Origin of the sequence: Alloscardovia macacae (assembly GCF_002259705.1) — a bacterium.
GTDB lineage: Bacteria > Actinomycetota > Actinomycetes > Actinomycetales > Bifidobacteriaceae > Alloscardovia > Alloscardovia macacae.
Map to the genome: position 1 here is coordinate 50,832 of NZ_MWWT01000007.1, position 12,140 is coordinate 62,971.

Sequence of the window (12,140 nt, forward strand, 5' to 3'; positions counted from 1 at the left end):
CCGCGACTCACCGTGTGGACACCGCGCTTACCCCGTACCGCGTGCCGGCGAATGGCGTGTAGCCGTCCGTGCGAGCGGGCGCCGGTTCGTGCGTGATGTTCCTATCTGTGCCCAATTCTCCCTTTTCTTTCAGCTGAGGAACTTCAGCGAGGTCATACGGTGTGGTCTGGTAGACCCAGTTCAGCCAGTTCCTCCACAGAAGGTTCGCGTGAGCACGCCAGGAGAACAGTGGGGCCAGCTGTGCATCATCATGCGGGTAGTAGTTTACCGGGAAGGGCACGTTCGTTAGTCCGCGTGCGAGGTCACGTTCATACTCAGCTGCCAGCGTGTCGCGCACATACTCCCAGTGGCCGAGGATGAAGACTTCGGACAGGTCTCTCGTGGCGATGAGTCCCGAACCGGACTGAGGTCCCTGCGTAAGCACCTGGAGCTCGGAGCGATGCGCTATCTGCTCTTCATCCATGCTCGCCACGCGCGAGTGGGGCTGTAGACAGATTTCGTCGAAGCCATTCGTGAGGAAGTTATACTCGTCCTGCAGATACTGGCTGAAAACACCGAAGACTTTATGATCCTCGACGTGCTTATCGATACCATATCTATAGTGCAGTCCTGCCATAGCTCCCCAGCACAGATACACCACAGAAAAAACGTGACTCTGCGCCCAGTCTATAATGCGTGTGAGCTCATCCCAGTAATCCACATCCTCGAAGTCCAGGTGTTCCACGGGAGCGCCTGTGATGATGAAGCCGTCGTAATAATTCTCTTTCAGGTCTTCGAAAGTCTCATAGAACTTAATGAGATGGTCGGCACTCGTATGTGTGGACGCATGAGAGTCCACACGCATAAAGTCCACATCTACCTGAAGTGGAGACTTCGAGATGAGGCGTAGGATCTGCGTCTCCGTCTCTATCTTCTTCGGCATGAGGTTCAGAATGCAGATGCGCAGAGGGCGCACATGCTGTTCCTGCGCATCGCGCTCACTCATAGCGAAGATGCGTTCTTCATTCAGGATCTTCTGGGCTGGAAGGCCTTCAGGAAACTTTACCGGCATAGTTCCATTATGCCGGAATGCGGGTATATCCTGCTTAACTCCTCACCGCGTGAAAAAAGCGCTCACTCCATCGCGCAGCGAACGGGTCTAATGAACATAAACGAACATATACCCCACATGAAAACGTGTGCAACACGCCGTAACGAACAAAATCTCACAAATTCTGGTTTCTCGGAGTATAGTAGTGCTTCACAGGAGAGGATCAGCCGACGTGTCCGACGACCGCTCACGACGACTGGTTACACACAAAGGAGTCATTATGAAAAACCATGGCATCCTGAGACTGAAGAAGATGGCGGGGCGAGTCACTGCAGCCGCAGTAACACTGGCTTTAGCCGGCTCTGCCCTCAGTGCGTGCGGCGCCACGAACTCGAGCACTGTCACGCTCGACTTCTTCCAGTTTAAGGCCGAAGCTGCTGGCTGGTTCACGAAGAAAGCACGTGAATTCGAGCAGAAGCATCCGAACATTAAGATAAACATTAATAACACAGCGAATGCGTCCACGGATATGCGCACCCGTTTGGTGAAGGGCCGCGTGCCAGACGTCCTCACCCTGAATGGGGACGCGAACTACGGTATGTTCGCAGCAGCTGGCGTCTACCATAACTGGGAAGGCGACCCTATTACGAAGAAGCTGAACGAGGGCATGATGCAGATTTCTCGTGAGCTCATCCAGTCGTCAGACACCTCGAAGAAGAAGCTCTACGCTCTGCCATACGCAGGTAATGCATCCGGGTACATCATAAACCGCGACCTGTGGACTCAGGCTGGCCTCGACCCAGATAATCCTCCTCAGACCTGGGATGAGTTCATCGCTGCACTGAAGCAGATTCAGGATGCTGGCATCACCCCAGTGGAAGCATCCTGGGCAGATACCTGGACCCTGCAGGCACCTCTCGGGTCCCTGACGGGCACCATGGTTCCTCTGGAGGACTATGCGAAGCTGCGCACGAAGGAGACCACCTTCTCGAAGCTGTGGACTGATGTGGCGCAGAAAGAAATTGAACTCTTCAAGTACGCACAGAAGAATAAAGGCGTCACGTACCAGCAGGCCACTCAGGACTTCGCGAACGGAAAAGCCGCCATGCTGCCGCTCGGCACGTACGCCATCCCACAGGTGACGAGCGTAAAACCAGACATTAAGCTTACGTTTGCACAGATGCCTGCCACGAACGACGCCAGCGAGCAGAAGCTCACAGCCGGCGACGACGTGGTCCTGACCATGAGCGCGACGACGAAGCACGAGAAGGAAGCACGTCAGTTCATCGAGTTCCTGCTCGATGAAGAAAACGTGATGCAGTATGCGAAGGATAACTTCGCCTTCACGCCGCTGAAGAACACGGAAGCCGGCGCGGACGAAATTAAGTCCGTTCTGCCATTCTTCCGCGAAAACCGCATCGTGGACTTCTCTGATCATCAGATTCCATCATCCGTAGACCTCGCGGGATATCTGCAGGGCCTCGTTACCACGGGTAACGTGGACCAGTTCATCTCGAACATGCAGAATTCCTACGATAAGGTCCAGTCGAGGAACTTTAACTAAGGAGGCGTGGACGTGAAAGACTCAGTGAAAACGACACACACAAATATCCGCGCAAAAGTGGACCGCGCATACTACTGGATGACCATTCCAGCAGCCATCATCTTCGCATTCTTCCTGTATGTCCCGTTCATTCAGGGCATTATGTACTCGTTTACGAATTCACAGGGATTCGGAGACTCGAAGTGGATAGGCTTCAGTAACTACATCGCGCTGTTCCAGGACGAGCGCGTGTGGCATGCGTATGGCTTTACCATCTTCATCGCAGTACTCATCGCTGTGCTGGTGAACCTCATCGCCATGTTCCTGGCGGTGCTGCTGAACTCGCACATCGCCTTTAAGGGTGGCTTCCGTGCCATCTTCTTCATCCCATACACCCTGGCAGTGCTCATCATCGGTTATGTATTCCGCTACATCTTCATGAATCCTCTGCCAGCTCTGGGGCAGGCGCTCGGCATCGACTGGCTGAGCGAATCCATGCTCACGAATGCACAGCTCGCCTGGATTCCTATCGTCTTCGTGAGCGTATGGCAGTCCGTGGCATATAACACACTGCTCTACCTCGCGGGCCTGCAGACCATAGACCAGGAAGTGTACGAAGCTGCCGAGATAGACGGCGCGAATGCCTGGCAGGGCTTCTGGAAGATCACCTTCCCACTGCTCGGACCGTTCGTGACCATTAATGCAGTACTGTCGCTGAAGGGCGCGCTCGGTGCCTTCGACCAGATCGTGGCATTAACCGGCGGCGGCCCATCGGAGGCCACCGAAACGGTGTCGTACCTTATTTACTCGAACGGCTTGACCGGTGGCGAGTATGCCTACCAGACCGCTGACGCAGTGGTGTACTTCATCCTGCTGGCGCTCATCGGTTTCGTACAGCTGACATTCTTCTCGAAGAGGGAGCAGATCTAATGAGTGCTACGAATACTACGAATAAAACACAGCTCGGCTCCATGGCACGTCAGGGCCGTAACTCGCTGAACGCGGGCGGCGCCGCTAAGTCCGGCTCGGCTTCCGGAAAAGCCGGGAGCAAGGACGGCATGAAGCTGCGCCTGTCGAAAGAAAACCGCGTGAACTGGCCTCTGACAGCTCTCACTGCAGTGCTGTCTCTGACCGTGCTCGTACCGCTGTACTTCGCGTTCGTCTCCTCCCTGAAGGATAACGCGTCCATAGGCGGCCTCGAGCTTCCATCCATCTGGAACTGGTCGAACTACGCGCAGGCATGGGACCTCGTAAACTACCCGCGTGCAGTGTGGAACACGCTTATCATCACAGTAGCTGCCACCGTACTCACTCTGCTCACGAATACTTTCGTGGCCTATGCTGTGGCGCGAAACATGGACCGTCCGTTCTTTAAGTTCATGTACTACTTCTTCGTGGCCGCTATGTTCGTGCCGTTCACCGTCATCATGCTGCCTCTGGCGCGCGAGATGGGCTGGCTCGGACTGGATAACCAGATGGGGCTGATCATCCTGTACATCGTTCTGGGCTTGGGCACGAATCTGTTCATAGGAATCGGCTTCATCCGTTCCATCCCGGTATCGCTCGAAGAGGCGGCCCGCATCGACGGCGCGTCCACATGGCGCGTCTTCTGGACCATCATCTTCCCGCTCATGGGGCCTATAAACGCGACCATCGCCGTGATGACCGTTCTGTGGGTATGGAATGACTTTATGCTGCCTCTGATCATCCTGACCGATCAGTCTTCTGCTACCCTGCAGCTGTCGCAGTACGTCTTCTCCTCGCAGTTTACGACGAACTACCCTGTGGCCTTCGCGTCCTACCTCATGGCCATGGCGCCTGTTCTGGTCGTGTATATCCTGGCTCAGCGCTGGGTGGTTTCTGGCGTAATGCGCGGTGCGGTGAAGTAAGCTTTTTTCGGCTGTCAATTCATCCACTACAGGCGCCCTTCTCGATCTCTCGTGTATGAGGTCGAGGAGGGCGCTTTTGTAATTAGGTATAAAATACTTAGGTAATCCACCGTAATTTCTTATACGAAACCCGCGCTTATTGACTAGAATTCATACTCATTATAGAATAGAAGTGTGATGAAGCTGGGCAGTGTCCAGTTCGCGAAACCCATCCGCTGAGAGTTGATCAGTGGATGGGTTTCGTGCATTAGGGAAACGAGGAGGTTACAGTGCACAAGCCATTCCTGACCATACAGCAGCAAATAAAACTCCTCGAGTCACGCGGAATGATTATAGCAAACTCTAAAACTGGCGAAATTCTTCAGCGCGAAGGATACTACAGCATCATTAATGGCTACAAAACGCCTTTTCTTGAGTCGCCTCATGCGGATACGTTTGTAAATGGAACCACATTTGACCATCTCTATCAATTGTTCACCTTCGATCGTGACTTAAGATGTCTCATTTTCTCTGCTATTATTCGAGCAGAAGCTTTTCTACGAACCTCATGTGCCTACTGTTTTACTGAGTATCATCAAAATGAGCCAAATGCATATCTCCGTGCCGAACATTACAACTCTTCTATGTCGCATCAAGTAAGCTTACTTTTACATGAACTAAAAAAGATCATCCAGAATAATAGTTCACCTGAATCAGTAGGTAATAGGACAAAGCCTTATATCCGCCACTGCATCGAAATGCATAATGGCGAAGTCCCACTGTGGGTTCTCTCAAATGACCTCACACTCGGACAGATGTTCTGGTTCTTTCAAACACAAAAACCAGAGGTAAGAGGAGCTGTAGCCCAGCTTTATACGCACGTCTATAACTCATCCCATAAAATTCACCGTACGATATCAGCGAAAAAGCTCGACTCTATCTACCGTAGAATCAAGGAGTTCCGAAACATCTGTGCACATGATGAAAGACTGTACTGCGCACGACCACATAATAATAACGCTACCGTGTTTCAGCTCATTAAAGACTTAGCGTTAGTCATACCTAAATCAGAGTACCTCGAACTTCTTAAAAAGATAGAAATACTGCTCCACAAAATAGAGTCTGGAGTTCCTACCCATTCCAGAGAAATCATCCAAGCAATGGGCATACCTAATATGGATGACTATTTGTGGTGGCAGGAGATAGCACGAGAATCTAAAAAATACCGTCAGTATCTTTTAGACCAGAAGAGTAAGGAATGAGCGCGCCTGCCGTGGCGACACTCTTCGCGAGTCTCTTCGCATCCGGAATATCAGTCAAGAAATGCTCACTTCTACCCCACGCACAAGTTGAGAACTATCTCTTTGACTGCTTTCCTTCGTCGCTCTATGAGATAAAGGAAAGCAGCCGCGCGTTATGTAAAAGTGTCTTTTAGTCAAAAAGACACTTTAGTACATACTGAGAAGTCCAAGTTTAGATACTATAAGTGTCTTTTATAATTTTTTGCACTTTTGTAGTGTAAAATAGTAGGTATTATTTTTCTCTTACACGCCTTTCGGAGGTAAAAGACCATTATGCAGTACCAGACCATACGCAAATACGTCGCTATGAGCACCTCCACACGCATGCCAGCAGAACAAGCAGAAGAGGAATACACGCGTAGGCTCGAGAATTTCGCTTCTTTTCGTAGTGGCATCACTTTCGCTGATCACGAAGTCTTCGCCATAGGTACAGCAGAGATTCAGAATCTTCATGTGACATTAGAAAAGAATGAGTTAGAGATTCATCAGCTATGGAGTACTTTACCGACCATAGCAGCACATTCGTATCTCTATGATCTTATAGGCTCCGAGCTTCAGACTACGAATGCCATAGAAGGAGTGCACAGCACTCACCAGGAGATAGCGAGCGCACTAGAAAAAGCGCGGATTCCAGACGACCATACGCGTTTTAGCGAGTTCGCGCATCTTCTCCTGAACATCGAGTCCCACTCCATTCTCCCCGCTTCGCTGACAGATGTTCGTTCTCTGTACGACCACGTCATTCAGGGGGAATTATCTCCAGAAAATATCCTGGATGGAGAGCTTTTCCGCGCACAAAAAGTGAGTGTATGGGATGACAGTAAGGGCACTCAGCTCCACAGTGGACTGTACCCTGAGCCCCGTATCCACGAAGCACTCACTCAGTGGCTGCATTTCATTCATCGCGATGACATTCCACCACTTATCCAGATAGCGCTCAGCCATTATATTTTCGAATATATTCACCCGTTCTACGACGGAAATGGCCGTACTGGACGCTATCTTATGGCTCTCCAGCTCACGCAGTTTTTCTCTCTCGGCACAGCCCTGTCTCTCAGCACCGTGATAGCAGATGCGAAGAGCCAGTATGCACATGCCTTCGATGAAGTTCAGCACCCTCTGAACTGCCAGGATGCCACCACTTTCTGCTTACGCATCGGCACGTTCATAGAGACCGCTCAGACATCACTTATTCTGCAGCTACGGGAAAAACTCAGCATACTTGAGTCCGCCACACAGTTTATGACCCAGCACTTTACAGACCTGAACACGACCGAACGGAACACCTTAGAGATACTTCTACAGGAGCATCTCTTTAACCGGTATACATCCGGCCTTACACGTACCGACATAATGAATGCTCTCGACGTGGGACACAAGAAAGTAAAAAATACTCTCGATCACCTAGCAGCCTTAGGCTACATCACCATAGAAGGGAAGCGCCCGATACGCTATAGCGCGAGCACTAAGCTACGAGACGAGCTGAGAATATCATGATTATAAAGTTCATCTTTCGAGTAAAATAACCATACTATACACTCATCTATACTGATATAGGAGCCACCATGGAGGAAACCATACACCAGGTAGAAGCCACCACGCCAAACTACCACACCCAAGCAGCACACGACCTCGCGCGTCTATTCCCACAAGCTATGAGCGATGGGAAAATAGACCTCAACGTCATCAAAACTCTCCTCGGCGAAGACACAGCACCAGAACGTGAACGCTTCGGACTTTTCTGGCCAGGAAAAGCCGACGCTATACACGCAGCCCAAATCCCTACCACAGCCACCCTCAGCCCAGACCTCGACCACTCTGTACACTGGGACACTACTGAGAACATCTTCATCGAGGGGGATAACCTCGAAGTTTTGAAGATTCTTCAGAAGCACTACTACGGTAAGATTAAGTGCATTTACATCGACCCTCCGTATAACACGGGTAAAGATTTCGTATACCCAGATAACTACAGTGACTCCATCACGAACTACCTGGACATCACCGGGCAGCGTGACAGCGAAGGCAAAATCACCACAAACAGCGAATCCGACGGCCGTTTCCACTCCAAGTGGCTTAACATGATGTACCCACGCCTCGTGCTCGCGCGTAACTTGCTAACGCGGGATGGCGTCATTTTTATTTCCATTGATGATAATGAAGCTGCAGCATTACGTGCACTACTCGACGAAATTTTCGGTAGCCACAATTTCTTAGGACAATTCGTCTGGACTACAAAGAATGCAGCGCGTGGGGTTCCGCCGCGGACAATGCTCATGTCAAATCAAGAATATGTATTAGCTTTTGGCCGTGATATCAATCAAGTTACGTTTAAAGGACTCAACCGAGATGAAAGCGATTTTGGCAATCCCGATAATGACCCAAGAGGCTTATGGCGTTCGGAAAGCCTAAAGGCTACAGGAAAACAGAATAACTATTTTTCTATAGTTGATCCAGAAACCGGGAATAAATTTTACGCTAACTGGGCTTTTTCAGAAGAATCATTAAACCAGATGATTAAAAAGAATTTAATCATTTTCCCAGATGATGAGACACACACACCGCGCCAGAAGAAATTTATTGACAGTTACATTAATGACCGAAAGGCTTTCGTAACTAATCTCGGGTGGTTCTCAACCGAGAATGCAACCAAAACACTGATGAGCATGTTCAGCAATAGGAAAATATTCGATTTTCCAAAACCGCTAGATTTAATCGCTTTTCTCATCAATCAAGCGACACAGGAGAACAGCCTCATCCTTGATTTCTTCGCGGGTTCAGGGACGACTGCTCATGCTGTCATGCAGTTAAACGCTGAGGATGGTGGACACCGTCGCTGTATCTCTGTACAGCTACCTGAACCTACCCCAGAAAACTCAGAAGCGCATAAAGCAGGATTCCAGACCATCGCAGACATATCCCGAGAGCGTATCCGCCGTGCAGGAACAAAAATCTTAGAAGAGAGAGAGAACAGCTCCTCTCAGTCTGACCATGCCCTCGACACCGGCTTCCGCGCTTATAAACTAACCGATACGCATTTCGCCAAGTGGCAGGCCACTACTGATCTCACCACAGAAGAACTTCAAGGCGCTCTAAATTTCGCTCTGAATTCAGCTGACAGCCATTCATCTCAGTATGATCTCCTTACAGAAATACTCCTGAAGATGGGAGTATCACTCACGGAACAGATTTCTCAGGAAACGATTTCTGGACTCGACGTATATTCCATAGCCGAAGGAACCATGTATGCATATCTCGATGCTGCACACGCTCCGACGCTCGACCAGATACGTCATCTCATTAAAACATGCATGCCAGGTCGCCTTATTCTTCTGGAAGACTGCTTCACAGACGGAAGCGGTCACGCTGACGACGAGCTAAAAACTAACATCGTCCAAGAATGCAAGGCACACGACATCGAACTCTACATAGCATAAGGTGACAGGCCATGAAGATACAGTTTAACCCACACCAGGGGTATCAGGAAGATGCCATCAGCTCAGTAACAGACCTGTTTAAGGGACAGCCGAAAGGAAGCAGCTCACTCACCCGAAGCTTATTAAGTCTTCCTGCAGAAGACTCCATGCTCATCGATACGCCTGAATACTTAGGCGTTCATGGGAATAATCTTCTTCTCAGTGATGCTACTATCCTTAAGAATCTTCAGGATATACAGAATCGTAATGCTGTAGAGCTCAGTCAGGAACTCGATGAAGGACTTCAGTTTGATATCGAGATGGAGACGGGTACCGGAAAAACATACGTATATCTGCGCACTGCTTTCGAGCTTGCACGCACGTATGGTTTTATGAAGTACATTATCCTCGTGCCTTCCGTAGCTATTCGTGAAGGCGTGAGGACATCTCTATCTCTGATGGCGGAGCATTTCCGTGAACTTTATCCAGATATCCAGTCAGATGTCACTGTGTATTCAGGTGATCGTTCAGAAGAGGTGCGTGGTTTCGCTACAGCGACGTCTCTTCAGTTTATGATCATGACCATAGACTCTCTGCGTGGAGATAAAAATACTCGTGTTATGCATCAGAAGCGAGACCGCTTGAGCGGTCTTCGCCCCCTAGATTATCTGAGGTCCACTCATCCTATCGTCATCATCGACGAACCTCAAAACATGGAGACACAGCTAGCGCAGTCCGCTATTCAGGACCTCTCGCCACTGTGCATGCTCCGTTATTCAGCTACCCATCGTGTGCTACGTAACCTCGTCTACCGACTCGACCCTATCGATGCACACCAGCTAGGACTCGTAAAACAAATCGTCATAGCTGATGCCGTTCAGGAAGGTGAAACTACCCAGCCCTATGTGCGCTTAGTAGAGATAAAACGAGACCCTCTTGCAGCTCGTATAGAGATTCTAGCGCGTAAGAAAGATGGCAAGATAGCGAAGAAGACAGTCACTGCTAAGCAAGGAGCAGATTTAGAAGTTCTATCTGGTGGTAATGAAACGTATGCAGATAACTGGCGCATATCAGAGATAAGCGCTGACCCAGAATATGTGGAGTTATCTCATCACGGAAAAATTTCTCTCGATGAGCAGATAGGCGGACAGCAAAGGGCTCTCTTTAAAGAGATGATTCGCGAAACTATTCGTGAGCATTTCCGGCGCGAAGAGCTGCTTCACAGTAGACATGTAAAAGTTCTCTCGCTCTTCTTCATAGACCATGTCGCTTCCTATCTTGGTGATGGGTCGAATAATCTCGATGCGGATGGTCAGTTTGCAGTATGGTTTGACGAGATTTATCGTGAGGAACGTGCTCAGCGTCATTTATTAGCACACCTTCCTGAGAATCCCGTAGAAGCACGCTCAGGATACTTCGCGCAAATGACGAAAGGACGCGGGGCGCAGAAAGTCACCACTTTTAAGGATAGCAGTGGAACGACAAAGGCAGATGATGATGCCTATGAACTCATTATGAAAGATAAAGAACGTCTTCTCTCTGAAGATGAGCCAGTGCGTTTTATCTTTTCACACTCTGCTCTACGTGAAGGATGGGATAACCCTAATGTATTCCAGATCTGCACTCTGCGCGATATGTCTTCTGAGACTGAACGCCGTCAGACCATAGGACGCGGTCTTCGTCTCCCTGTGGATAGTGAGGGTCATCGTGTTCATGACAGAAGCCTCGCTCAGCTTACTGTAATAGCGAATGAGTCGTATGCTCAGTTCGCGAAGGCACTTCAGGAGGAATACCAGAATGCAGGTATAGCCATAGGCTTTGTGCGTACTACTGAATTCGCAAAGTTACATTTTGCCCATCCTGATGACCATTCTGATACTACTCAAGCACTTGGAGTAGAGCGCTCTCAGGAGATTTGGGATACTCTTCACGATCAGGGTTATCTCGATGATGACGGACGTGTAACTCCTCAGTTTGAGCCGAGAACGCCAGATTTCGAGCTCGAGCTTCCGGCTATGTATGACTCATTACGTACGTCTATCATAGATATAGTAATGAACTGCTATGTGGAACGCATCATCAAGCAAAAAAGAAAGCGCAAAGTACGTACTCTGAACAGAAATCTCTACATTACTCCAGAGTTCGAGGATTTTTGGGAAAAGATTTCTCAGAGGACTACATATCATGTGTCTTTCGACCAGGAAAAGGTCATCCAGAACTGTGTGAAGGCTATTCAGGATGCTCCAGCCATAGAGCCTATCCGTATAGTAGTCACTAGAACGGGTATGACACTCGAACGCGGAGGCACACGTGATAGCGTGAAGGGAGAACGTATAGCGGAAGTAAAAGAAAGCTATACTCTCCCCGATATTATCTCAGAGCTTCAGAAGGATACCAGTCTCACGAGGCGAAGTATCGTCCGCATTCTTCAAGAATCTGGACGACTAAAGGACTTCCTCGCGAATCCTACTGAGTTCATGACCATGGTAAAGAAACGTATTCAGGAGGAACTCTATCGCGTTATCGTCGATGGAATCCAGTATGAGCCTCTCGGGGGCTCTGTATACGAACTTCGTGAGCTGAAGGCCGACGGTAAACTCATCAAAGAATATTTCGAGGATAACCTGTATAAAGTTCAGAATCCTGAGAAGACAGACTTCGACTATATCCTTCTCGATTCTGAAGTAGAACGACAGTTTGCACGATTCCTCGACACTCGTGAGGACATCTCCCTCTTCATGAAGCTGCCGGAGAAGTTCCATATTCCTACACCTGTAGGAAACTATAACCCGGACTGGGCCATAGTGAAGAAGGACGACGATGGTATAGAACGCCTTTACATGATTCGTGAGACTAAAGGTACGAATGACTTATCCATGCTTCGCCCCTCTGAAGCTGCGAAGATTAAAGCTGCTCGTCAGCATTTCAAGGCTTTGGATGTCGATTATAAGGTAAGCGAACCTCAGAAGTGGGAGGTCTAAA

Annotated in this window: 8 protein-coding genes; 7 read left to right on the plus strand and 1 reads right to left on the minus strand. The window is 49.4% G+C overall.

What is annotated here, in order from left to right; genetic code table 11:
• Positions 1 to 7: 7 nt before the first annotated feature.
• On the minus strand, positions 8 to 1,051 hold the full coding sequence (locus tag ALMA_RS05595; RefSeq protein ID WP_094726739.1) for a homoserine O-succinyltransferase: 1,044 nt from the start codon (positions 1,049 to 1,051) through the stop codon (positions 8 to 10).
• Between the two features lie 259 nt (positions 1,052 to 1,310).
• Between ALMA_RS05595 and ALMA_RS05600 the strand changes: the two genes are divergently transcribed.
• From ALMA_RS05600 to ALMA_RS05630, 7 genes are all read left to right on the plus strand, one after another.
• Positions 1,311 to 2,594, plus strand: coding sequence for an ABC transporter substrate-binding protein (locus ALMA_RS05600; RefSeq protein ID WP_094726740.1), 1,284 nt, complete (start codon positions 1,311 to 1,313; stop codon positions 2,592 to 2,594).
• Between the two features lie 12 nt (positions 2,595 to 2,606).
• Positions 2,607 to 3,503 carry a carbohydrate ABC transporter permease gene (locus ALMA_RS05605; RefSeq protein WP_244568889.1) on the plus strand — a complete coding sequence of 299 codons (897 nt, stop codon included), beginning with the start codon at positions 2,607 to 2,609 and terminating at the stop codon, positions 3,501 to 3,503.
• Between the two features lie 128 nt (positions 3,504 to 3,631).
• Positions 3,632 to 4,462: a carbohydrate ABC transporter permease gene (locus ALMA_RS05610; protein ID WP_244568894.1), complete on the plus strand. Its 831-nt coding sequence runs from the start codon at positions 3,632 to 3,634 to the stop codon at positions 4,460 to 4,462.
• Between the two features lie 326 nt (positions 4,463 to 4,788).
• Entirely contained in the window at positions 4,789 to 5,703 is a 915-nt protein-coding gene (locus ALMA_RS05615) for an Abi family protein (protein ID WP_148140271.1), read from the plus strand.
• A 312-nt stretch (positions 5,704 to 6,015) separates the two neighbouring features.
• Positions 6,016 to 7,239 carry a Fic family protein gene (locus ALMA_RS05620; RefSeq protein ID WP_094726742.1) on the plus strand — a complete coding sequence of 408 codons (1,224 nt, stop codon included), beginning with the start codon at positions 6,016 to 6,018 and terminating at the stop codon, positions 7,237 to 7,239.
• A gap of 68 nt (positions 7,240 to 7,307) precedes the next feature.
• Positions 7,308 to 9,179 (plus strand): site-specific DNA-methyltransferase, encoded by a 1,872-nt coding sequence (locus ALMA_RS05625; RefSeq protein ID WP_094726743.1) that lies wholly within the window; start codon positions 7,308 to 7,310, stop codon positions 9,177 to 9,179.
• 11 nt (positions 9,180 to 9,190) lie between these two features.
• Positions 9,191 to 12,139, plus strand: a complete 2,949-nt coding sequence (locus ALMA_RS05630) for a restriction endonuclease (RefSeq protein WP_094726744.1) — start codon at positions 9,191 to 9,193, stop codon at positions 12,137 to 12,139.
• Position 12,140 lies beyond the last annotated feature (1 nt).

Coding starts and splice junctions, on each gene's coding strand:
- ALMA_RS05620 (WP_094726742.1), top strand. CDS start 6,016: ATGCAGTACCAGACCATACGCAAATACGTCGCTATGAGCACCTCCACA.
- ALMA_RS05630 (WP_094726744.1), top strand. CDS start 9,191: ATGAAGATACAGTTTAACCCACACCAGGGGTATCAGGAAGATGCCATC.
- ALMA_RS05600 (WP_094726740.1), top strand. CDS start 1,311: ATGAAAAACCATGGCATCCTGAGACTGAAGAAGATGGCGGGGCGAGTC.
- ALMA_RS05625 (WP_094726743.1), top strand. CDS start 7,308: ATGGAGGAAACCATACACCAGGTAGAAGCCACCACGCCAAACTACCAC.
- ALMA_RS05615 (WP_148140271.1), top strand. CDS start 4,789: ATGATTATAGCAAACTCTAAAACTGGCGAAATTCTTCAGCGCGAAGGA.
- ALMA_RS05610 (WP_244568894.1), top strand. CDS start 3,632: ATGAAGCTGCGCCTGTCGAAAGAAAACCGCGTGAACTGGCCTCTGACA.
- ALMA_RS05595 (WP_094726739.1), bottom strand. CDS start 1,051: ATGCCGGTAAAGTTTCCTGAAGGCCTTCCAGCCCAGAAGATCCTGAAT.